The 21,868-nt window shown below is 68.2% G+C and carries 20 protein-coding genes and 4 pseudogenes; 3 read left to right on the forward strand and 21 right to left on the reverse strand.

Going from position 1 to position 21,868, the window contains the following annotated elements:
• Positions 1–133: 133 nt before the first annotated feature.
• The 3 genes and pseudogenes from CDN38_RS02530 to CDN38_RS02540 all read right to left on the reverse strand — a co-directional run bounded on the left by CDN38_RS02530 (position 134) and on the right by CDN38_RS02540 (position 3,811).
• Positions 134–1,400 (reverse strand): annotated as a pseudogene (locus tag CDN38_RS02530) (NAD(P)/FAD-dependent oxidoreductase).
• 122 nt (positions 1,401–1,522) lie between these two features.
• Positions 1,523–2,161: an Rv1733c family protein gene (locus tag CDN38_RS02535; protein WP_075513399.1), complete on the reverse strand. Its 639-nt coding sequence runs from the start codon at positions 2,159–2,161 to the stop codon at positions 1,523–1,525.
• 115 nt (positions 2,162–2,276) lie between these two features.
• Positions 2,277–3,811: pseudogene (locus CDN38_RS02540) on the reverse strand (PucR family transcriptional regulator).
• An 86-nt stretch (positions 3,812–3,897) separates the two neighbouring features.
• Here CDN38_RS02540 and CDN38_RS02545 point away from each other — a divergent pair.
• Positions 3,898–5,385, forward strand: coding sequence for a dihydrolipoyl dehydrogenase family protein (locus CDN38_RS02545; RefSeq protein ID WP_075513400.1), 1,488 nt, complete (start codon positions 3,898–3,900; stop codon positions 5,383–5,385).
• 12 nt (positions 5,386–5,397) lie between these two features.
• Here the strand turns inward: CDN38_RS02545 and CDN38_RS02550 are convergent, their stop codons facing one another.
• Genes CDN38_RS02550 through CDN38_RS02565 form a run of 4 tightly spaced genes read right to left on the reverse strand, consistent with a single transcriptional unit; the run spans position 5,398 to position 8,026 of the window.
• Positions 5,398–5,805, reverse strand: a complete 408-nt coding sequence (locus CDN38_RS02550) for an antitermination protein NusB (protein WP_075513401.1) — start codon at positions 5,803–5,805, stop codon at positions 5,398–5,400.
• A complete protein-coding gene (nusB, locus tag CDN38_RS02555; protein ID WP_075513402.1) occupies positions 5,802–6,326 on the reverse strand; it encodes a transcription antitermination factor NusB in 525 nt (174 codons plus the stop codon). The genes CDN38_RS02550 and nusB overlap by 4 nt, the downstream gene beginning before the upstream one ends.
• A 2-nt stretch (positions 6,327–6,328) precedes the next feature.
• Positions 6,329–6,892, reverse strand: coding sequence for an elongation factor P (efp, locus tag CDN38_RS02560; RefSeq protein WP_063470123.1), 564 nt, complete (start codon positions 6,890–6,892; stop codon positions 6,329–6,331).
• Between the two features lie 15 nt (positions 6,893–6,907).
• Entirely contained in the window at positions 6,908–8,026 is a 1,119-nt protein-coding gene (locus CDN38_RS02565; RefSeq protein WP_075513403.1) for a M24 family metallopeptidase, read from the reverse strand.
• Positions 8,027–8,058: 32 nt separating this feature from the next.
• On the opposite strand from CDN38_RS02565, the gene CDN38_RS02570 reads away from it, so the two are divergent.
• Positions 8,059–8,823, forward strand: a complete 765-nt coding sequence (locus CDN38_RS02570; RefSeq protein WP_099318765.1) for a B-4DMT family transporter — start codon at positions 8,059–8,061, stop codon at positions 8,821–8,823.
• On the opposite strand, the gene aroQ is transcribed toward CDN38_RS02570, so the two are convergent.
• The 12 genes and pseudogenes from aroQ to CDN38_RS02630 form a co-directional block, all read right to left on the reverse strand.
• Positions 8,820–9,260, reverse strand: a complete 441-nt coding sequence (gene aroQ / locus CDN38_RS02575) for a type II 3-dehydroquinate dehydratase (RefSeq protein WP_075513405.1) — start codon at positions 9,258–9,260, stop codon at positions 8,820–8,822. The genes CDN38_RS02570 and aroQ overlap by 4 nt on opposite strands.
• Positions 9,257–10,345 carry a 3-dehydroquinate synthase gene (gene aroB, locus CDN38_RS02580; protein ID WP_075513406.1) on the reverse strand — a complete coding sequence of 363 codons (1,089 nt, stop codon included), beginning with the start codon at positions 10,343–10,345 and terminating at the stop codon, positions 9,257–9,259. Before aroB ends, aroQ begins: the two co-directional genes overlap by 4 nt.
• Complete coding sequence (locus CDN38_RS02585) at positions 10,342–10,878, reverse strand: shikimate kinase (RefSeq protein ID WP_075513407.1); 537 nt, start codon at positions 10,876–10,878, stop codon at positions 10,342–10,344. Before CDN38_RS02585 ends, aroB begins: the two co-directional genes overlap by 4 nt.
• Before the next feature lie 17 nt (positions 10,879–10,895).
• A complete protein-coding gene (gene aroC / locus CDN38_RS02590) occupies positions 10,896–12,101 on the reverse strand; it encodes a chorismate synthase (protein WP_075513408.1) in 1,206 nt (401 codons plus the stop codon).
• 124 nt (positions 12,102–12,225) lie between these two features.
• Positions 12,226–12,636, reverse strand: coding sequence for a type II toxin-antitoxin system VapC family toxin (locus CDN38_RS02595; RefSeq protein WP_075513409.1), 411 nt, complete (start codon positions 12,634–12,636; stop codon positions 12,226–12,228).
• Positions 12,633–12,911: a type II toxin-antitoxin system Phd/YefM family antitoxin gene (locus CDN38_RS02600; protein WP_075513410.1), complete on the reverse strand. Its 279-nt coding sequence runs from the start codon at positions 12,909–12,911 to the stop codon at positions 12,633–12,635. The genes CDN38_RS02595 and CDN38_RS02600 overlap by 4 nt, the downstream gene beginning before the upstream one ends.
• A gap of 58 nt (positions 12,912–12,969) precedes the next feature.
• On the reverse strand, positions 12,970–13,404 hold the full coding sequence (locus CDN38_RS02605) for a prepilin peptidase (protein WP_075513416.1): 435 nt from the start codon (positions 13,402–13,404) through the stop codon (positions 12,970–12,972).
• Positions 13,405–13,421: 17 nt separating this feature from the next.
• Positions 13,422–14,246: a shikimate dehydrogenase gene (locus tag CDN38_RS02610; protein WP_075513411.1), complete on the reverse strand. Its 825-nt coding sequence runs from the start codon at positions 14,244–14,246 to the stop codon at positions 13,422–13,424.
• Positions 14,224–15,471: an endolytic transglycosylase MltG gene (gene mltG, locus CDN38_RS02615; RefSeq protein ID WP_075513412.1), complete on the reverse strand. Its 1,248-nt coding sequence runs from the start codon at positions 15,469–15,471 to the stop codon at positions 14,224–14,226. The genes CDN38_RS02610 and mltG overlap by 23 nt, the downstream gene beginning before the upstream one ends.
• A complete protein-coding gene (gene ruvX, locus CDN38_RS02620) occupies positions 15,464–15,976 on the reverse strand; it encodes a Holliday junction resolvase RuvX (protein ID WP_075513413.1) in 513 nt (170 codons plus the stop codon). The genes mltG and ruvX overlap by 8 nt, the downstream gene beginning before the upstream one ends.
• The gene (alaS, locus tag CDN38_RS02625) at positions 15,977–18,673 is read right to left on the reverse strand and encodes an alanine--tRNA ligase (RefSeq protein WP_075513414.1); all 2,697 of its coding nucleotides are present in this window, start codon (positions 18,671–18,673) and stop codon (positions 15,977–15,979) included.
• Positions 18,674–18,781: 108 nt separating this feature from the next.
• Positions 18,782–19,156, reverse strand: a pseudogene (locus CDN38_RS02630) (secondary thiamine-phosphate synthase enzyme YjbQ); the annotation flags it as partial.
• A 170-nt stretch (positions 19,157–19,326) separates the two neighbouring features.
• On the opposite strand from CDN38_RS02630, the gene CDN38_RS02635 reads away from it, so the two are divergent.
• Positions 19,327–19,950, forward strand: coding sequence for a hypothetical protein (locus CDN38_RS02635; protein WP_075513417.1), 624 nt, complete (start codon positions 19,327–19,329; stop codon positions 19,948–19,950).
• Between the two features lie 204 nt (positions 19,951–20,154).
• Here the strand turns inward: CDN38_RS02635 and CDN38_RS02640 are convergent.
• Positions 20,155–20,467, reverse strand: a pseudogene (locus CDN38_RS02640) (hypothetical protein).
• Between the two features lie 21 nt (positions 20,468–20,488).
• On the reverse strand, positions 20,489–21,829 hold the full coding sequence (locus CDN38_RS02645; RefSeq protein WP_075513415.1) for a replication-associated recombination protein A: 1,341 nt from the start codon (positions 21,827–21,829) through the stop codon (positions 20,489–20,491).
• Between the last annotated feature and the right edge of the window lie 39 nt (positions 21,830–21,868).

Genomic DNA, 21,868 nt, shown 5'->3' on the forward strand with positions numbered 1-21,868 from the left:
GCGCAGAACGGGCCGCTAGCACACCAGATCACGTCTTGCCCACTACGGGCCCCGAGTCGTCAGGGGCGGGCGCGGCGGGGCAACCGCCCCTGACGACTCGGGGCCCGTAGTGGGCAAGACGTGATCTGGTGTGCTAGCGGCCCGTTCTGCGCAACGGCTCGAATTCGCGTAGAGCTTGCGGTTGCTTGCCGGTGGTAATCTGCTCGGCCAACAGCCGACCGGTCACCGGTCCGTGCGCCAGTCCCCACATGCCGTGTCCGCCGGCCACGAAGACGCCCGGTGACACCGCACCGATGACCGGACGGCCGTCGGCGGCGATCGGTCGCGCGCCCACCCACACGTTGCTGCGTTCGGCCCATCGCACGCCACCCAGCAGCGGACCGGCCGAGGCCACAATGGCCGCCACCCGTTGGTGGCATGACCGGGGCGTGCGGGTGGCGAAATTCCATGGTGCCCGAAACGCGCATCGCGCCGTGATGCGGCGTAGCCGCGACTCGCACGCTCGGCAGGTAGATGGGCCAGGGCATCGGGCGCTCGACCGGCACGGTGAACGAGTAACCGCGACCGGCCCGCACCGGTACGCCCAGCCGGCGGCCGGCCAGTTGCGGCAACTGTGCGCCGGTAGCGATCACGGCGGCCTCGGTAATCAGCGGTGTGCCGCGGCGCGGCCGCACCGCAATACCGTTGGCCGCGTTGGCAATTTCGGCTACTTCCAGCGTGCGCAGCGTCGCCCCGCGGTTCACCACCGCGCGACCCAGAGCCGCCACGAAGCGGGCCGGGTCGATGAAACGCTGTCCGTTGACGCTGAGCCCGACCCGGACCGCCCGGGACGCCAGCGGCACTTGCTCCCGCAGCGCCGCACCCGTCAATACGGTGATATCCGTTGTCTGGCCGGCCTTTCCGAGTTCCTGCAGGTCTTCCCGGAATTGTTGTGCCGCTGCGGTGGAGTCGAATACCGCGGTGATGGGTGCATCGGTCACCGGTGCGTCGACCCCGTTGGCGATGAGGACGTCGAAAGCTTCGATGCAGTCCTCGTTGAGGATTGCGTTGGCCCGCAGCGCGCGCCGCCACGATGATCGCCGGCAGTGACCGGCGAACCGCACCAGGAACATCCCCAGGCCCATGTCTGCGGTCAACGGAATGTGCAGTGGTGCCGTCGAGTCGATCAGCGAACGTAATCCGTAGCGCAGCACTGCCGGCGAGTTGAGCGGCAGCGCCAATCCCGGCGCAATCCACCCGGCGTTGCCGCCGGAAGCGCCGGCGCCCACGCCGTCGCGATCCACCACCGTGACATCGACGCCCCGCTCCTGAAGGAACCATGCCGTCGACAATCCGACGATCCCGGCACCGACGACAACCACCGAACGAGGCCCACCGTCCATCCGCTCGACGCCGGCCATCACACACCTCCATGTACTGAACTCTTGCTTGGTATTTCCCACGCTCCCCGAATGGGCGCCGCGGCGCTTGGCGTAGCCGGCCAATCACCCGAGGAGCCATGGTGGTTCTGCGACAACACCCCTCAACGAGGTGCGGCCCTCGGACCGACACCGCGACAGCTCCTTGCGGACGGCCGCGATCGGCCGGCGGGTGCGCGGTCGACAACCGCCCAGACGCCGGCCAGCACAACGGCTGTCACGGCGGAAATCATCAGCCACGCCGACAATCCGGCTGCCACCGCATCGTCCAGCGCAGTCCTGACTGGCAGGCCGACGTGGTAACTGTTCTCATCAACCCAGATGTCAACGGAATCACCGGCTTTCACGCCCCGCGGCGCATCCACCGGACCGCCGTGCTCGACTCCCCCGACAACCCAGCGGGCCGGCACGCTGACCGTCTGCGGATCGGCAAGCTCTCGATGGGCGGCCCTGTCACTGGTGACCACCGCGGTGACCGACTGACGGGTTTGCGCCTGCTCGGCGTAGAAGCGGCTACGGGATTCGTGCTCTTTGGTGCCCACAGCGACAACGATCGGCAGGCCGGCCAGCACCACCACCGCGACCCAAATCGCAAGCAGCACCTGGAATCCGCGGGCGGTAGGCATGCGGGATAGCCACGCCACAAGCGGGTGCGGCCGGCGCAGGGTGTAGATGTCCATCGAGGCGTCGTCGCCTGATGTGCGGCCGGTGAGCCGGCGCCGGTCGGAACACGGGGTGGTCATCGGACATTCCTATCGACGGGTTTGGCCGGAGGTTGACAACCTCCAGGGTGGCGTCGCCAGGCGCCGCACTGTTTGCCGAAGTCCGACAACCCGGCCGTCGCGCGTTGTCGGGTTGCTACAGCGGCTCGTCCGCGTCGGTGGCCGCGAGCTCGATCGTCATAGCCAGCCGCTTCTTGGCGTCGTCCAGCGACAAAGTGGTGATCTCGGCCATCTTCCGCAGCCGGTAACGCACGGTGTTCTCGTGCACCCCCAGACGCTCACCGGCCCGCGCCGGGTCGCCCTGCTCCTCCAGCCAGGCCCGCAGCGTGGGCGCGTACTCGGTGGCGTTGGCAAGGTCGTGGCGGCGCAGCTCGGCCACCGGCCCACGGTCCGGCAACCGCCCGGACCTGGCCGCGGTGCGCAGTCGTTGCAGCAGGATGTCGTCCCAGGTCTGGTCGTATGCCGGTGGGGCGGCGCTGCCCGCGGACAGCTGGTGCAGCGCCAGACACTCGTCGGCCTCTTGGCGCGCCGCGACGAGGTCGGCCACCTCCGCCGGTCCGCTGATGCCGGCCCACACCCGCATTCGCTCGGGCAGGGCCGCCCGTACATCGCTGACCCAGCGCCGCGCCGTTGCCGGCTGATCGCCGGGCAGCACGGTGTAGACGGTGTTGCCCGCCAACGCGCTGCGGCCCGGCCGTGACCAACCGAACCCCGTGGTGGCCCGCTCGAAAGCCAACAGCAGCGCGGCATCACGGTCGGCACCGACGAACGCCCGCAACGCAATCACCCGCAGCGGACCGCGTGGCAATCCCAGCCTGCTGGCGACGGTGGCGGCGTCAATGGTGCCCTCCAGCAGCTGAATCACCAGTTCGGATTCGACCTGGCGCTCCAAGTCGGCGCTGGCCCGCGACCGCAGCAGATGCAGGGCCACGGTATGCGCGCCGTCGGTCAACGCGGTGCGCTCGGCGCCGCTCAGCGGAGCCGAGCACGCCACCCATACCGATCCCAGGATTTCGCGTCCGCAACGGACAGCGACCACCATGCGCCCGGTCAGGCCGTGGTCGTGGTCCGCGGCAACGTAGAGCGGATCGTCGGACGTGGCCAGGTGAGCCATAACTCCGTGCTCGTCGAGCCACCGGCGCAGTTGCTCCGGTGTCTGGCGACCCAGGATCGTCGCCACCCGCGCCGGGTCGGCGTGGTGCTGCAACCGTGAGTAGGCCAGGACCCGCAGTAGCCGATCTTCGATGGTCACGGCTCCGCCGGTGGCCTCGGCCAGGCTGTCGGCCAGCGCGAACAAGTCGGTGGGACCACGACCGGATTCCGTCTCGCGCCCCTCCAGCACCAGCCCGTAGACCACCGCGGCGACCTCGCTCCAGGACACCGACGGGTCCAGCACCATGACCGCGCCCGCCTCGACGTCACCCTCCAATGTCATGGGCTGTTCGCCGTCACGGGTCAACACCACCACAGCCCGGGCCGACGCCGCCCATTGAACCGCTTCGCCGACGGGCTCGCGCCGATCGCCAGCAACACATCTCCGACCACCGGACGGGCCGCGGCTGCTTCGTGGATCACCACACTGCGCAGTTCCGTCGACCTGGGCAACGACGACCACCGTAGCCGGACCCCGTAACCACCCAACACATTCACCAAGCGGTCCAACGTGATCACGAGCCGCCCCTAAATCCGGACTGTTCACCCAGCGTAATTCGGAATCGAGCGGATCCCGAAAATGGCCTGCACATAGGATTTCGGCCATGGCGGCCGACCAACAGGAACAGACATACGACCAGACATTCGACCAGACATACGACGTAGTGGTGCTCGGGGCGGGTCCGGTGGGCCAGAATGTCGCGGACCGCACCCGGGCGGCCGGCCTGGACGTCGCGGTGGTCGAACGTGAGCTCGTTGGGGGCGAGTGTTCGTATTGGGCCTGCGTGCCCAGCAAGTCGCTGCTGCGTCCGGTCCGCGCGGTCTCTGACGCGCGCCGGGTCGAGGGGGCGCGCGAGGCGGTCACCGGCTCGATAGACCCGGCCGGTGTCTTCGGCCGCCGCGACCGCTACGTGAACGACTGGGACGACACCGGCCAGGTCGACTGGGTGGCCGGTATCGGAGCGACGCTGGTCCGTGGGCATGGACGGTTGGACGGTCCGCGACGAGTTGTGGTCACGACACCCAGCGGCAGGGAGGTGGTGCTGGCCGTCCGGCACGCGGTCGTCATCTGCACCGGAAGCCGGACCGCGATCCCCGACTTGCCCGGCCTAGCCGAAGCTCGACCCTGGACCAACCGCGAAGCCAACGACAGTAGCGATGTCCCGAACCGGCTCGCCGTTGTCGGGGCCGGCGGCGTCGGTGTCGAAATGGCAACGGCCTGGCAAGGATTGGGCTCGAAGGTGACCTTACTGGCCAGAGGCTCGCGCCTACTGCCGCGGATGGAGCCTTTTGTGGGAGAGCTGGTCGGCCGCGGTCTAGCGGAGGCTGGTGTGGACGTGCGCACGGGTGTGACAGTCCGCGAACTCAGCCGGGCATACCCCTACTGCCCGCTGGCGCTCGCGTTGACCGACGGCACCGAGCTCGAGGTCGACGAAATCCTTTTTGCCACCGGCCGAAAGCCCCTCACCGACCATATCGGCTTGGAAACAGTCGGATTAACCCCCGGCAGCTGGCTCGATGTCGACGACACCTGCTGCGTGCGCGCCGTCGACGATGGTTGGCTCTACGCGGCCGGCGACGTCAATCACCGTGCGCTGCTGACCCATCAGGGAAAATACCAAGCGCGCATTGCCGGTGCGGCCATCGGCGCCCGTGCCGCGGGCACGCCGCTGGACACCGCGCCGTGGGGCGTTCATGCGACCACCGCAGACCATCACGCCGTGCCGCAGGCCCTCTTCACCGACCCCGAAGTCGCCGCGGTCGGCCTCACGGAGGAACAGGCGGTGCAGGCCGGGCACCGGGTCAAGGCCATCGACGTCGAAATCGGGGACGTCGTCATGGGAGCAAAGCTCTATGCCGACGGGTACACGGGCCGGGTACGCATGGTGGTTGACGTCGATCGCGGCCACCTGCTCGGCGTGACCATGGTCGGCCCGGGTGTCACCGAGCTGCTGCACTCGGCCACCATCGCCGTCGCCGCCCAGGTGCCCATCGACCGGTTGTGGCACGCCGTGCCGTGCTTCCCGACCGTCAGCGAATTATGGCTGCGGCTTCTCGAGGCCTACCGCGATTCGTTTTTCGTGGTCGTTTAGCAGCCCGGTGAGTCAGCCGTCCGGCTCGTCGTCGCTGTCGATGATCCGCCGGTTACCCAACGTGCTGTCGACCCAGCGCAGCATCGGAAGCTGTGGGAATTGCGGAAATTCCCAGCGACGCGCGGGCAGGTCGGTGACGTCGCCCAGAGATCGGACCACTGCCTGGGTCAGGCCCATGATGGCCGCCATCACCGGCAGCAGCGGCTGCAGCGGCTTGGCCGCCGAGCGGACCGTACTGATCCGGCGGGCCAGGATCAGGCGCTCGATGCTGTGATACAGCCAAGCGCCGACGCCCAGCGCATAAATCGACAGCGCCGAGGCGACAATGGCCCAGCCGTAGGCAGCGCAGATCACCGCGCCCAGCACCACCGCCGCGGCCATCCAGGCGGCGATCACGACACGCAATTCGAGTCTGCTCATGAACACGATCCTTGGTTTTCCGGCAGGCGTTCCGCATCTCCAGGCACCGCCCGGCGGACCGCGTGAGCGGCGGCGCGGATCTGCGGCGTCACCAGCATGACTTGTCCCAGCACTCCGTTGACGAAGCCGGGCGACTCGTCGGTGGACAGTTCCTTAGCCAGCTCGACGGCCTCGTCGACGGCTACCGGTTCGGGGACGTCGTCGGCATGCAGCAATTCCCACACCGAGACCCGCAGAATGGCGCGATCCACCGCGGGCAGCCGATCCAGCGTCCAGCCCTGCAGATGTGCGGCGATCAGGTCGTCGATGTGGGCGGCATCCTCACTGACGCCGCGCGCCACCGCGGCCGTGTAGGGATGCAACGGCGCGACTTCCGGCTTGGCTGCCGCCAGTGCGGTGCGGGACTCGACCACCTCGACCGGGCTCATGCCCCGCGCCTCGGCCTCGAACAACAGGTCCACCGCGCGTTTGCGGGCCTGATGGCGTCCTTTAACCGGCTTGCCCGGTTTTCCCTCGGGCATGCTCAGGCGTTGACCCTGCCCAGGTAGCTGCCGTCGCGCGAATCGACCTTCAGCTTGTCCCCGGTGTTGATGAACAGCGGCACCTGGATCTGGGCGCCGGTCTCCAGCGTTGCCGGTTTGGTGCCGGCGCTGGACCGGTCGCCCTGCAGGCCCGGCTCGGTGTGGGTGACTTCGAGTTCGACGGTTACCGGCAGCTCGATGTACAGCGGTGCCCCGTTGTGGAAGGCCACCTGCACCGGCATGCCCTCCAGCAGAAACCGCGCGGCGTCGCCGACCAGGGACTCCGGCAGCGGGTGCTGCTCGTAGTCCTGGCTGTCCATGAACACGAAGTCCGAGCCGTCGCGGTACAGGTAGGTGGTGTCGCGGCGGTCCACGGTGGCGGTCTCCACCTTCACCCCGGCGTTGTAGGTCTTGTCGACGACCTTGCCCGACAGCACGTTCTTCAGCTTGGTGCGCACGAACGCCGGTCCCTTGCCCGGCTTGACGTGCTGAAACTCGACGATCTGCCACAGCTGCCCATCGATCGCCAGGACAAGTCCGTTCTTGAAGTCAGCGGTGGTCGCCACGGTCTGCTAAATCTCCTACAAAATGGCCAGTTCCTTGGGGAACCGGGTCAACAACTCCGGGGTCTGTCCGGCGCTTTCTGAGGCGCCTGGCGTCTTAGAGGGCACTACCAATGTGTCCTCAATGCGGACACCGCCGCGGCCGGGTAGATAGACGCCGGGCTCCACGGTCACCACGGAGCCCGCAAGTAGTGTACCGGCGGATGTCGCCCCGATGCCCGGCGCTTCGTGTATCTGCAGGCCAACGCCGTGTCCCAGACCGTGGCCGAAATTGTCGCCGTAGCCCGCGTCGGTGATCAACTGGCGCGCGGCGGCGTCGACCTCACGCAGCTCGGCACCCGGGCGCAACGCGTCGCGACCGGCCTGCTGCGCCTGGGAGACCAGCTGGTAGAGCTCCAGCTGCCAGTCGGCCGCCTTGCCCAGCACGAAGGTGCGGGTCATGTCGGAGTGATAGCCGGCGACCAGCGCGCCGAAGTCGATCTTGACGAAGTCACCCGTGGCCAGCACCGCGTCGGTGGGCCGGTGGTGCGGGATGGCCGAATTCGGTCCGGCCGCCACGATCGTCTCGAACGACACCGCGTCGGCGCCGTGATCGAACATCAGCCCTTCCAGGTCGCGGGCCACCTCCCGCTCGGTGCGTCCCGGGCGCAGACCGCCGCGCCGCACCAGGTCGGTCAGCGCGGCGTCGGCCGCTTCGCAGGCCAGCCGCAGCAATGCGAGCTCACCGGCATCCTTGACCTCCCGCAGCGTCTCCACTGTCCCGGAAGCCCGGACCAGCTCGGTGCCGGTGTCCTGCAGGCCGGCCGTCAGGGCATCCAAACCGTCCACCGTGACCACATGGCTCTCGAAACCCAGCCTGCCGACGCCGCATTCGGCCGCCCGGCAGCTCAGGTGACGGCCGAGCGCCCGCTCGATGACCACCTCGAGGTCGGGGGCCTGCTGGGCGGCCTGAGTACGGTACCTGCCGTCGGTGGCCAACACCGCTTCGCGTTCGTCGGCGAACACCAGCAACGCGCCGTTGGAGCCGCTGAAACCGGATAGATATCGGACATTTACCAGGTCGGTGACCAGCATCGCATCCAGTCCGGCGGCACCGATTTTAGCTTTCAGGTCGTGTCGACGCTGGGAATGTGTCACGACCGTTGACGCTACAGCTACGCTGAACTCCCATGACTAACTGGATGCTGCGCGGACTGGTGTTCGCCGCCGCGATGGTCGTTCTACGTCTTTTTCAGGGGGCGCTGATCAACGCCTGGCAGACTCAGGCCGGATTGATCAGCCTGGTGCTTCTGGCGTTGTACATCATCGCCGTCGTGGTATGGGGACTCACCGACGGAAACGCCGACGCCAAGGCCAATCCCGACCCCGACCGCCGCGAAGACCTGGCCATGACCTGGCTGCTGGCCGGCCTGGCAGCCGGGGTCCTCAGCGGTGCGGTGACCTGGCTCATCGCCGTTTTCTACAACGGCGTCTACACCGGCGGGCTGATCAACGAACTGACGACGTTTGCGGCCTTCACCGCGCTCATCGTGTTCCTGTTCGCGATCACCGGGGTGGCCGTCGCCCGCTGGCGTATCGACCGCAACGCTCCCCCACCCCCCGCGCACGACGGATCCAGGGGTCGTGGCGACACCGACGTATTCTCCGCGGTGCGCGCCGACGAGACACCGACCGGGGAGATCCAGGCCCCCCGGGCGGAGGCGCAGGCCACCGCACCCACCGCCGTTGCCACCGTCGAACGCGAAGCACCCACCGAGACGATCGCCACCGCAGAGCATGAGTCTCCGACCGAGGTGATCCGCACCGGCGAGTCCGAGGCCCCCACCGAGACGATCCCCACCAGCGACTCCGAGGCACGCACCGAGGCGATCCGCCTGGAAAACGACGAGACCAACCCCGTTCCCAAGCCCGATCACAAGCCCAAGCAGGATTAGCGTTCGGCGGTGTTCGCCAGGTAGCGCAGGGCGAGCAGGTAGCCCTGGACACCAAGGCCGACGATCACTCCGGTGGCGACCGGGCTGAGGTAGGAGTGCCGCCGGAACTCCTCGCGGGCATGGACATTGGAGATATGCACCTCGATCAGGGGTGCGCTCAATTCCGCGCAGGCGTCGCGCAACGCCACCGAGGTGTGTGTCAGCCCGCCGGCGTTGAGAATCACCGGTTCCGCGGCGTCGGCGGCCCGATGAATCCATTCCAACAGTTGAGCTTCGCTATCGCTTTGCCGCACAACGGCTTTGAGTCCGAGTTCGGCGGCTTCCCGCTCGATCAGAGCCGCCAGTTCAGCGTGGGTGGTGCTGCCGTAGACGGCGGGCTCGCGTTGGCCCAGCCGGCCCAGGTTCGGGCCGTTGATCACGTTCACCGTCACACTCATGCGGCACAGACTCCGGCGTAGGCGGTCACCAGCAGTCCCGGGTCCGGCGCCACCAACCGCCCCGGCCTGGCCAGTCCGTCCAGGACCACGAACCGAAGCACGCCGGCCCGAGTTTTCTTGTCGCCCGACATGATCTCCAGCAACTGCGGCAGCGCGTCCGGGTCGTAGCTGACCGGCAGGCCCAGCGACGACAGGATCGTGCGATGGCGCTGCGCGGTGGTCTCATCCAGCCGTCCGGCAAGTCTGGCGAGCTCGGCCGCGAACACCAACCCGACCGACACCGCGGCGCCATGCCGCCACCGATAGCGCTCGCGCCGCTCGATCGCGTGGCCCAAAGTGTGGCCGTAGTTGAGGATTTCGCGCAGCTCGGATTCCTTCTCGTCGGCGGCCACGACCTCGGCCTTGACGACGACCGCCCGGCGGATCAGCTCCGGCAGCACATCGCCTTTCGGGTTCAGGGCAGCCTCTGGGTCGGCTTCGATGAGATCCAGGATCACCGGGTCGGCGATGAACCCGGCCTTGACGACTTCGGCCATCCCGCAGGCGATTTCGTTGTGCGGCAAGGTCTGCAGCGTCGCCAGGTCGGCGAGCACGGCGAGCGGCTGGTGAAACGCCCCGACCAGGTTCTTGCCCGCATCGGTGTTGATGCCCGTCTTGCCGCCGATGGCCGCGTCGACCATGCCCAGCAGCGTGGTGGGCAGGTGCACGATCGACACACCGCGCAACCAGGTGGCCGCCGCGAAGCCGGCGACGTCGGTGGCGGCTCCCCCGCCGAGGCTGACCAGAGCGTCTTTACGGCCGAGTCCGATGCGGCCCAACACTTCCCAGATGAATCCGACGACGGGCAGGTCCTTGCCGGCCTCGGCGTCGGGTATTTCGATGCGGTGTGCGTCGATGCCCTTGACGGCCAGGCGGTTGCGGATGGTCTCGGCGGTGTCGGCCAGCACGGGTTGATGCAGGATGGCGACCTTGTGCCGGCCGGCCAGCAACTCGTCCAGTTGTGTCAGCACGCCGGTGCCGATCACCACCGGGTAGGGCGGGTCGACGGCGACGTGCACCGTTGCGGGCGCGCCGGTTTCGGTCATGTGGCCGCCTGACTGGGTGTCTGACTGGGCGTCGGCAGCTGCGACATGATGTAGCGCACCACCGCCCCGGGGTTGCGACGGTCGGTGTCGACCCGGATGGTGGCGACGCGCCGGTACAGCGGCACCCGGTTGGCCATCAGCGACCGGTACCGCTCGGCCCGGTCGGGCCCGGCCAGCAGCGGCCGCACGGTGTTGCCGCCGGTGCGCCGCACCCCTTCGGCGGCGCTGATCTCCAGGTAGACGACGGTGTGGCCGGCCAGGGCCGCGCACACGCCCGGGCTGGTGACCGCGCCGCCGCCCAGCGACAACACCCCGTCGTGGTCGGCCAATGCCGCGCGCACCACGTCTTCCTCGATACGCCGGAACTCCTGCTCCCCGTCGGTGGCGAAGATGTCGGCGATGCTGCGCCCGGTCTGCTGCTCGATGGCCGCGTCGGTGTCGAGCAGACCGACCCCGAGGGCTTTGGCCAGCCGCCGGCCGATGGTGGACTTGCCGGATCCCGGCAGTCCCACGAGTACCGCAATTGGTGCCATCTGATTGCCTACCCCGGCTATCCCGACACCCGAGCGGCCGGTGTTTGGCGGTCGGCGACGGCGCGCTGGTAGGCCTCGATGTTGCGGCGGGTTTCGGTCAGCGAATCGCCGCCGAATTTCTCCAGGGCCGCGCGCGCCAGCACCAGCGCCACCATCGCCTCGGCCACCACTCCGGCGGCCGGTACCGCGCACACGTCGGAGCGCTGGTGGATGGCGACGGCCTCGTCGCCGGTGGCCAGGTCGACGGTGGCCAGCGCCCGCGGCACGGTGGAGATGGGCTTCATCGCGGCGCGCACCCGCAGCGGCTGGCCGTTGGTCATCCCGCCTTCGAGCCCACCGGCCCGGTTGGTGGAGCGGACCACACCGTCGGACCCGGGGTACATCTCGTCGTGGGCGCTGCTGCCGCGACGGCGCGCGGTCTCGAACCCGTCACCGATCTCCACACCCTTGATCGCCTGTATGCCCATCACGGCGGCGGCAAGTTGGCTGTCCAGTCGGTTGTCGCCGCTGGTGAACGATCCCATCCCCACCGGCAGGCCCAGCGCCACGACCTCCACCACGCCGCCCAGGGTATCGCCGTCTTTCTTGGCTGCTTCGATCTCGGCGATCATGGCTTGCTCGGCCGCCTTGCCGAACGCGCGGACCGGGCTGGCATCGATCGCGGCCAGGTCTTCGGCCCGGGGCGGCGGGCCGTCGTAAGGCGCCGACGGGCCGATCGAAATCACATGGGACAACACGTCGACACCCAGCGCCTGTTTGAGGAACTGCCGCGCGACGGTTCCGGCGGCCACGCGGGCGGCGGTCTCGCGGGCGCTGGCACGCTCGAGCACCGGACGAGCGTCGTCGAACCCGTACTTGAGCATGCCGGCGTAGTCGGCGTGGCCGGGACGGGGACGGGTGAGCGGCGCGTTGCGGGCCGCATCCTGCAGTTGTGCCGGGTCGACCGGATCGGCGGCCATCACGGTTTCCCACTTCGGCCATTCGGTGTTGCCGATCTCGATGGCGATGGGCCCGCCCAGCGTGCTGCCGTGGCGCACGCCGGACAACACGGTCACCGCGTCCCGTTCGAAGGTCATCCGCGCGCCGCGGCCGTAGCCCAACCGGCGGCGGGCCAGCTGATCGGCGATCTCGGTCGAGGTGACGTCCACTCCGGCGACCATGCCATCGACCACGGCCACCAACGCCCGGCCATGGGACTCGCCCGCGGTGATCCAGCGCAACACCCGAACATCTTCCCATGTGGACGCCCTGTGCTCGCTGACCGGCTGGAGGCCGTATGTCGCCGACAAGCGCCACCCGTGTTGTGCGCACCTGCCGTGCCGACGCCTTGTCCGTCGGTTCCGACGACTAGCGGACTGCGCCGGGCGATGCGGTCACCAGCCCGACCTCGAGGCAGCCGGCCAACAAACGATGGTCATAGGTCACAAACGCGCTCAGCTCCCGCTTGATCTGCGTGGCCGCTGCGAGGTGAATCGCGTCGAGCGAGCGCAGGGTGGCCGGGCCGATCGTTTCGGCGAGATTCATCACCGGCGCGGTGAGCGGAAGAATGTCGAGCCCGTCCAGAAGGTAGCGTGCACGTTCGACGTGGGCCGGGTCCCCGTACCGGGCAACGACTCTCATCAACTCGACCCGTCCGAGCGCGCTCGTCGCCGCGAATTCGCCCTGTTCTCGTTGCGAAGTCAGCCAGCTGCGCAGATCGGCCGTCTCCGGTTCAGCGATGAGCAATTTGGTCAGAGCCGACGTGTCCAGGTAAATCACTGCTCGTCGCGCATCTCGTCGAGAACATCGGAGAGAGTGCGCTTGCGATCCGGCGCCGGTGTTGCTGTCACCTCGAAAAGGTTCTGCGGGCGTGGGGCCGCAATCACGGCGCCTGATTCGATCAGGGCTTCGCGAGAACGCTCTGCCGCCCGCACCGGAACAAGTCGGGCGACGAGCCGCCCGTTATTGGTGATGCCGAGTTCCTCGCCAGCTTCAACCCGGGCGAGATACCGCGATGCGTGCTGCCGGAGCTCTCGGACGCCAATCACTTCCACGGCTACCTATGGTAGCACTCAATGTGCTACATCGCGGTCGGGCGCACGCAACCCCGGCTCACATCACCACCAGTGCCAGTGCGCCGGCGGTGGCCAGACACATCGACGGGCCGTGCGGCAAGGTGGCGGCGCTGTCGGCGCCGCCGATAATCCGGGCAACCAGGCCGCACACCGCCGTGAGCAGCGGCGCCGCCAGCGCCGCCAGAAACCACACGTCGGCACCGAAGCAGCCGGTCAACCCGCCCACGCCGACCGCCAGCTTGATGTCACCGGCGCCCATCGCCGCCGGAGTGACCAGGTGCACCAGCAGGTACACCCCGGCCAACGCGGCCGCGCCGGCCAGCGCCGGCACGCCTCGGCCCGCAACCAGCGCGCCGAGCAGGATCACCGCGGCCCCGGGCACGGTCAACGCGTTAGGTAACCGCCGCTCCCGGACGTCGTAGCCGCACAGCACTGCCATCCACAGCGCAACCGCCGCCGCCAGCGTGCCCATCCACATCTCGGGGCACGCTAACCCAGTTCCGCCAATGCGCAAGTCATCGCCTCACGGGGCGCGGGCATCCCGGTGAATTGCTCCACCTGAGCGAACGCCTGATGCAGCAGCATCTGCAGCCCGCTGATGGCCCGGCCGCCGGCAGCCGTCACCGCGGCGGCCAGCGGTGTGGGCCACGGGTGATAGATGGCGTCCAGCAGCACGGGGATGCCGGCCAACGTCTGCGAGTACCGCCCTGCCACGTCGGCCGGCAATGTATTGACCAGCACGTGCGCGGCGGCGACCTGGTCGGGCAATCCGGCATCGTCGAGGGCGCAGAACCGGCTCGTCACGCCGGCCCGCGTTCCCAGGTCGACCAATCGGGCCGCTTTCCCCGGATTGCGCGCCACCACGGTGATGCCGGTGACGCCGAGTTGGGCCAGCCCGACGACCGCGGCCGGAGCGGTGCCGCCGGACCCCAGCACCACCGCGTCTCCGGAAGCCGCGCCGAGAGCGCCGGTCACCCCGTCGATGTCGGTGTTGTCGGCCCGCCACCCTCGCGGCGTGCGCACCAGCGTGTTGGCCGAACCAACCTGCTCAGCGCGGGCGGTTCGCTCTTCGGCGAACCGCAGGGCGGCGAACTTGCCCGGCATGGTCACCGATACGCCCACCCACTCCGGGCCGAACCCGCCGACGACGACGGGCAATTGCTCGGCCGTGCACTCGATGCGCTCATAGGTCCAGTCGTCCAGGCCCAGCGCCCGATAGGCGGCCAGATGCAATTGCGGGGACTTCGAATGCGCGATCGGCTTGCCGAGAACCCCGGCCTTCCTGGCTTTTCTAGCGGGTGCTGTCGAGGACACCGTTGTGTTTAGCCAGCTCGATGTTGGCCAGATGCTGCTGATAATCCCGGGTGAACAGCGTCGTGCCCTGAGAGTCGATGGTGACGAAATACAGCCAGTCCCCGGGCGCCGGATGTTCGGCCGCGTGCAGCGCGTCCACTCCGGGCGAGCAGATCGCGGTCGCCGGCAGCCCCTCGGCCATGTAGGTGTTCCACGGCGTGCGCAGCGCGCGGTCGGCGTCGCTGGTGGCCACTTCCCGGCGATCCAGCGAGTAATTCACGGTGGAGTCGAACTCCAGCGTGCGGTGTTCGTGCAGGCGGTTGTAGATGACCTGCGCCACCTTCGGGAAATCCTGGACGCTGGATTCCTGCTGCACCAGCGACGCCACCACCAGGATGTCGTAGGGTGACAGGCCCAGCGACGTGGCGGTGTCCACCAAACCCGCCTTGGCGTATTCCACGGCGCCCGCGCTGATCAGCGACGACAAGATGGCGCCCGCCGAGGCCGACGGATCGACATTGAAGGTGCCCGGCGCAATGAGCCCCTCGATGCGTCGATGGTCATCGCCAAGCTCGATCACCGGCTCAACCGCCCACGGCGGCACCGAGAGCATCGCCGGAGTGTTCTTGGTTGCCGCGGCGCGCAGGTCGGCCACCGCAACGCAGTGTTTGTTCCCGTCAAGATCCACACACGTCGCCCGCGAGATCAACGTGAGGATTCCGGGCGTCACCACGTTGGTCTTCATGTCGGTGGTGTCGTCGAGCTGACGTCCCTCCGGGATGACCAGCCTGCCCACCCGGCTCTTCGGGTCGGCCAGCCGGGCAACCGCGTTGGCCGCCGGAATCTCGGTGCGCATCCGGTAATAGCCGGGCTGAATCGACGAAATCGCCTCGTTGCCGTGCGCGGCGTCGACGAACGCCCGAACCGTTTTCACCACGCCGTGCTTGTACAGCGTCTCCCCGACCGCCGTGGTCGAGTCGCCCGCCTCGATCTGAATCACCAGGTCGTGCTTGCCGGATCCGGTGTAGTCGTTACCGGCACCCAGCATCAGGTGCCAGAGCTTGCCGCCGAAAACCACGGCCGTCACCACGACCGCGACCAGCAGGGTGAAGGCCAATCCGCCCAGGATGCGCCGCCGTCGTCTGCGGCTGTGGCTGCGCTTGCGCCGGTCTGCTCTGCTCATCCGGTGCCGGTGCGGCCCCACCGCCACCGGCTCGGCCCGCTGACGATCGACGTCCTCAGCCATCGGCCACGTTCCCGGTTACCGGTCCGGGCGCGGTACTGCGGCGTTGATCCAGCCACGCCTGCAGGATTGCCACGGCAGCGGCCTGGTCGATCACCGCACGTTGTTCTTTGGCCCGGAGGCCCGCCTGGCGCAGTGATCGCTGGGCGCTCACCGTGGTCAGCCGCTCGTCGGCAAGCCGCACCGGTGTCGGGACGATGCGCTGTGCCAGCGCATCGGCCAGATCGATCGCATCCTGGGCGGCCGGGCCGATGCGGTCGGCCAGCGTGCGCGGCAGTCCGACCACCACCTCGACGGCCCGCAGTTCGGTGGCCAGCGAAACCAGCCGGCGCAGGTGCTTGCCGGAGCGGTCGCGGCGCACTGTTTCCACGGGAGTGGCCAAGATGCCGTCGGGGTCGCTGCACGCCACGCCGATCCGCACGCTTCCCACATCAATGCCGAGGCGTCGTCCCGGTCCGGGGTCTGAGTCGCCGGGCCGGTCGGGCTGGCGCTGAAGTGGGGCGCTCACTCAACCGACCCGCGCTATCGCGGCGCGGACCGCGTCGAGCGCGGCGTCGATGCCGGCCGGTTTCTTTCCGGAGCCCTGGGCCAGGTCGGCCTTGCCGCCGCCGCGGCCGTCGACGGCCACCGCCAGCTGTTTGATCAGCTCGTTGGCGCGGATCCCCAGGTCCTGGGCGGCCGGATTGGCCGCGACGGCATAGGGCACGCTGTCGTTCTCGCCTTCGGCGATCAGCGCGATCACCGCCGGATCACTGCCCAGCCGGCCGCGGATATCGTCTACCAGGGAACGCAAATCGGCCGATGTGATGCCGCCCGACATGCGCTGTGCCACCACCCGGACGTTACCGATGCGTTCGGCGCCGGCGGCGGCGTTGACCGCAGCCGCCCGCGCATTCGCCAGCCGGACGCGTTCCAGCTCCTTCTCGGCGGCCTTGAGCCGATCCACCAGGTTGGCCACCCGCGTGGGGACTTCGTCGGAGGGCACCTTCAGCGACGAAGCGAGCCCCGCCATCAGGGCGCGCTCCTTGGCCAGGTGACGGAAGGAGTCCAGCCCGACGTAGGCCTCCACCCGGCGCACCCCGGAGCCGATCGACGATTCGCCCAAAATGGTCACCGGCCCGATCTGCGCCGAGCTCTCCACGTGGGTGCCCCCGCACAGCTCCAGCGAGAACGGCCCACCGATTTCGACGACCCGGACTTCGTCGGGGTAGCTTTCGCCGAAGAGCGCCATCGCACCCATCGCCTTGGCTTTGTCGAGGTGCTCTGTGAAGGTGTGCACTTCGAAATCGGCCTGCACCGCTTCGTTGGTTACCTCTTCGATTTGGGTCCGCTGGTCTTCGGTGAGCGGCCCCTGCCAGTTGAAATCGAACCGCAGATAGCCCGGTCGGTTCAGCGAGCCGGCCTGAACCGCGTTGGGCCCCAGTACTTGCCGCAATGCGGCGTGCACCATGTGGGTCCCCGAGTGACCTTGCGTGGCGCCTCTGCGCCAGCCCGAGTCCACCGCGGCGATAACGGTGTCGCCCTCGACGAATTCTCCGGACTCGACGTTGATCCGGTGCACCCAAAGGGTTTTGGCGATCTTCTGCACGTCGGTGACCGCCGCTCGGGCGCTGGCGCCCGATCCGGTTCCACTGATGGTTCCCTCGTCAGCGATCTGTCCGCCGGACTCGGCGTACAGCGGGGTGCGGTCCAAGACCAATTCCACCCGGTCTGCGTCCACAGCGTCACCGTGGGCCACCACCGGAACCCGTTTGCCGTCGACGAAGATGCCCAAAATCCTTGCCTCCGAAGCCAGCTCGTCGAATCCGGTGAATTCGGTGGGTCCGGCGTCGACCAGCTCGCGGTAGGCGGTGAGGTCGGTGTGCGCGTGTTTGCGCGCGGCGGCGTCGGCCTTGGCTCGGCGGCGCTGCTCTGCCATCAGCTCGCGGAATCCGGCCTCGTCGACCTTGAGCCCGGATTCGGCGGCCATTTCCAGGGTGAGCTCGATCGGGAACCCGTAGGTGTCGTGCAAGGTGAACGCGTCCGAACCGGAAACCACCGTGGCGCCCTTGGCTTTGGTGGTGCCGGCGACCTCGTCGAACAGCCTGGAACCCGACGCCAGCGTGCGGTTGAACGCCGTCTCCTCGGCGACGGCGATGCGGTTGATCCGGTCGAAGTCGCTGACCAGCTCGGGATACGACGGACCCATCGCGTCGCGCACGGTGGCCATCAGGTCGCCGACGATCGGGGTGTCGATGTTGAGCAGCTTGGCCGACCGGATGACACGGCGCAGCAGCCGGCGCAACACATAGCCGCGACCGTCGTTGCCGGGGCTTACGCCGTCGCCGATCAGGATCGCCGCGGTGCGGCTGTGGTCGGCGATGATGCGGTAGCGCACGTCGTCGGCGTGATTTCCGGCGTCGTAGGGGCGCGCGGCGACCAAGGCCACAGTGTCCACGACCGGTCGCAACAGGTCGGTCTCGTAGACGTTGTGCACGTCTTGCAGAACCAGCGCGACCCGCTCGACCCCCATGCCGGTGTCGATGTTCTTGCGGGGCAGCGGGCCCAGGATCTCGTAGTCCTCTTTGGTGGTTCCCTCACCGCGCTCGTTCTGCATGAAGACGAGGTTCCACACCTCGAGGTAACGGTCTTCGTTGACGATCGGCCCGCCTTCGGGGCCGTAGTCGGGGCCGCGGTCGTAGTAGATCTCCGAGGACGGCCCGCACGGCCCGGGAATACCCATCGACCAGTAGTTGTCGGCCATGCCGCGGCGCTGGATCCGCTCGGGCGGCAGACCGGCAACTTCCCGCCACAGGCCGGCGGCCTCGTCGTCGTCGAAATAGACCGTGGCCCAAAGCTTTTCCGGGTCCAGCCCGTATCCGCCGGCGGCGACAGCGTTGGTCAGCAGCGACCAGGCCAGTTCGATCGCCCCGCGCTTGAAGTAGTCGCCGAACGAGAAATTGCCGGCCATCTGGAAGAAGGTGTTGTGCCGGGTGGTGATGCCCACCTCGTCGATGTCGGGGGTGCGGATGCATTTCTGGATGCTGGTGGCCGTCGCATACGGCGGTGTGCGCTGTCCCAGGAAGTAGGGCACGAATTGGACCATGCCGGCGTTGACGAACAACAGGTTGGGGTCGTCGAGGATCACCGATGCGCTGGGCACCTCGGTGTGACCGGCCTTCACGAAATGATCGAGGAACCGTTTCCTGATCTCGTGTGTCTGCACTGTCGTCGCTTCCCTAAGTTTCCTCGGTCAGATTCAATACCAGCCTATTCGCCGGTCTATTAGACGGCTTTCCAAAGAACGCTTTGTGCCCGGCTTAGCCTTCCACAAACTCAAACGCACCGAGCGCCGCGGATTGTCCCGGTTCAGGTCGACCAGAACGACGCTTTGCCAGGTGCCCAGCAGCGGCTCGCCGCCCGAGACCGGCACTGTCACCGACGGGGCGACCAGGGCCGGCAGCACGTGGTCGGCGCCGTGCCCGGCAGAGCCGTGCGCGTGCCGATAGCGGTCGTCGCGCGGCAGCAGTCTTTCCAGGGTGTCGACTAGGTCATCGTCGGAGCCGGCGCCGGTCTCGATGATCGCCACCCCGGCCGTCGCATGCGGGACGAACACGTTGCACAGCCCGTCACCGTGTGACGCGCAGAAGCCACGCACCGCGTCGGTGAGATCGACAATGCGGCGACGCGCGGTGTCGACATCGAGCACATCGGTATCCACCCGCCTAGCCTACCGGGACGGATTTCACGGCCCGGCGATCCAAGTGCCGATCCAGGAGGGGCCCAAGAATTTATTGCCACGGCTGTTCGGTAGGAGGAAGGTATTCGGTGAGACCGGTGGCGCCACCGGGGCGCCGCCCCGACATAGAGGGGCCGATCGTGTACGCACGCTCTACCACCATCCAGGCACAACCCTTGTCGGTCGACATTGGAATCGCGCACGTTCGCGATGTCGTGATGCCCGCTCTGCAGGCGATCAACGGATATGTCGGGTTGTCGCTGCTGGTTGACCGACAGTCCGGTACCTGCATCGCCACCAGCGCCTGGGAGACCCTGGAGGCAATGCGCGCCAGCGCCGAGCGGGTGGCTCCCGTGCGGGATCGGGCCGCGATGATGTTCTCCGGCAACGCCCGGGTCGAGGAATGGAATATCGCCATGCTGCACCGCGACCACCACTCGCATCCCGGGGCATGCGTGCGGGCCACCTGGCTCAAGGTGGTGCCGGATCAGATCGAGCGATCGCTGGACTTTTACGGGATGCATGTGTTGCCCGAAATGGAGGGTTTGGACGGGTTCTGCAGTGCCAGCCTGATGGTTGACCATCCCGCATGCCGGCGCGCGGTGTCATGCACCACGTTCGACACGATGGACGCGATGGCCCGTAACCGCGACCAGGCGACCGAGTTGCGCAGCAGGCGGGTCCGCGAATTGGGCGCCGAGGTGCTTGACGTGGCCGAGTTCGAGTTGGCGATCGCGCACTTGCGCGTACCTGAGCTGGTCTAACCCGGCTTCGAGTGTGCGCCGGTGGCGACGAGCATGCGCCGGTGGCGTCGAGTGTGCGCCGGTGGCGTCGAGTGTGCGCTCACGGTGGCCCCAAGTGCCCGTCGGCCGCCGTAGCTACACTCTGGAAACCCTAGGCGCACACTCGAAGTCGCGCCGTCCAGGCCCGAAGCGGACGCCCGGCTGCAGAGGACAGCCGCGCGGTCGTCAGGGCAGGGCGTCACCCGGAAAGCCTCGGCACGGGTGTACCTCGCAGCTGAATACGCCCGCGGCCACGCCCGGGTCGTCGTTCATGATCGCCGCGGTGTCGTCCACCGTCGCCGCGAACACCCCGATGCCGCAGACGTCGCAACCGTCGGTGACCGGCAGGACTACCGCCAGCACACCCTCGTCGCGCAGTGCGAAGTTGCGGCGCCCGTGCTCCCAGACGATGGCCGGCGCCGCCTCAATCACCGAACTTTGGTCCCCGCTTGAGGATGACGACGCTGTAGCGCCTGGCGGTTGGCAACAGTTGGTTCATCTCGTCGTCGGTAAAAGGTCTTCATGCCCGTCCCCGTTTCTTGCGGATGATCGCCCGTAGCCGGTCCAGTCGGCCGGCCATGTCACGTTCGCCGCCGCGACCGGTGGGCCGATAGTAGTTCACGCCCACCAGCTCGTCCGGCGGATACTGTTGAGCCACAACACCATCCGGGTCGTCGTGGGCGTACTTGTAGCCCTGCGCGTTGCCCAGCGCCGCGGCACCGGAGTAGTGCCCGTCGCGCAGATGAGCCGGGACCAGGCCGGCTTTGCCGGCCTTGATGTCGGCCATCGCCGCGGCCAAGGCCGTGGTGACCGCGTTGGACTTCGGCGCGGTGGCCAAGTGCACAGTGGCGTGGGCCAGCGTCAGCTGGGCCTCCGGCATGCCGATCAGCGCCACGGTCTGGGCGGCGGCGACCGCGGTCTGCAGCGCGGTCGGGTCGGCCATGCCGATGTCCTCGCTGGCCAGAATCATCAGCCGCCGCGCGATGAACCGGGGGTCCTCACCGGCGACGAGCATGCGGGCCAGATAGTGCAGCGCGGCGTCGACGTCGGAGCCACGCACCGATTTGATGAAGGCACTGACGACGTCGTAGTGCTGGTCACCGTCGCGGTCGTAGCGGACCGCGGCCCGGTCCAGGGATTGCTCGATCGCCTCGACGGTGACCTGGTCGGCGACTTCAGCAGCCACCTCCAGCGCGGTCAGCGCCCGGCGCGCATCCCCGGCGGCCAATTGCACCAGCAGCTCGACGGCCTCGGGTGTGACCACCACGCGCCCGCCGAACCCACGGGGATCCTCGATCGCGCGCTGCACGACGATCCGAATGTCGTCGGGGGTCAGCGGCCTCAGCTGCAGGATCAACGACCGCGACAGCAGCGGGGCCACCACCGCGAAGGAGGGATTCTCGGTAGTCGCGGCCACCAACAACACCACCCGGTTCTCCACCGCCGACAGCAGCGCATCCTGCTGGGTCTTGGAAAACCGGTGCACCTCGTCGATGAACAGCACCGTTTGTTCGCCGGCAAGAAGCCCCCGCCGTGCCTCGTCGATGACAGCCCGGACTTCCTTGACCCCGGCCGACAACGCCGACAGGGCTTCAAACCGGCGTCCGGTGGCCTGCGAGACCAGCGCGGCCAGCGTCGTCTTGCCGCTTCCGGGCGGACCGTAGAGGATCACTGACGCCACGCCCGACCCCTCGACCAGGCGGCGCAACGGCGACCCCGCCGCCAGCAGGTGGTTCTGCCCGACCACTTCATCGAGCGACCCCGGACGCATCCGCACCGCCAGCGGCGCGCCGGCTGATACGTCGAGGCCATGACCGGTCGGCTTCGGCGCGCCGGGCAGGTCGAACAGACCGTCGGACACGCTTCAGACATACCACGCGAGCACTGAGGGAGCCGAGGC

The organism is Mycobacterium ostraviense (assembly GCF_002705925.1).
GTDB lineage: Bacteria > Actinomycetota > Actinomycetes > Mycobacteriales > Mycobacteriaceae > Mycobacterium > Mycobacterium ostraviense.

Coding starts and splice junctions, on each gene's coding strand:
- CDN38_RS02535 (WP_075513399.1), bottom strand. CDS start 2,161: ATGACCACCCCGTGTTCCGACCGGCGCCGGCTCACCGGCCGCACATCA.
- CDN38_RS02545 (WP_075513400.1), top strand. CDS start 3,898: ATGGCGGCCGACCAACAGGAACAGACATACGACCAGACATTCGACCAG.
- CDN38_RS02550 (WP_075513401.1), bottom strand. CDS start 5,805: ATGAGCAGACTCGAATTGCGTGTCGTGATCGCCGCCTGGATGGCCGCG.
- nusB (WP_075513402.1), bottom strand. CDS start 6,326: ATGCCCGAGGGAAAACCGGGCAAGCCGGTTAAAGGACGCCATCAGGCC.
- CDN38_RS02570 (WP_099318765.1), top strand. CDS start 8,059: ATGACTAACTGGATGCTGCGCGGACTGGTGTTCGCCGCCGCGATGGTC.
- aroQ (WP_075513405.1), bottom strand. CDS start 9,260: ATGAGTGTGACGGTGAACGTGATCAACGGCCCGAACCTGGGCCGGCTG.
- aroB (WP_075513406.1), bottom strand. CDS start 10,345: ATGACCGAAACCGGCGCGCCCGCAACGGTGCACGTCGCCGTCGACCCG.
- CDN38_RS02585 (WP_075513407.1), bottom strand. CDS start 10,878: ATGGCACCAATTGCGGTACTCGTGGGACTGCCGGGATCCGGCAAGTCC.
- CDN38_RS02605 (WP_075513416.1), bottom strand. CDS start 13,404: ATGGGCACGCTGGCGGCGGCGGTTGCGCTGTGGATGGCAGTGCTGTGC.
- mltG (WP_075513412.1), bottom strand. CDS start 15,471: ATGGCTGAGGACGTCGATCGTCAGCGGGCCGAGCCGGTGGCGGTGGGG.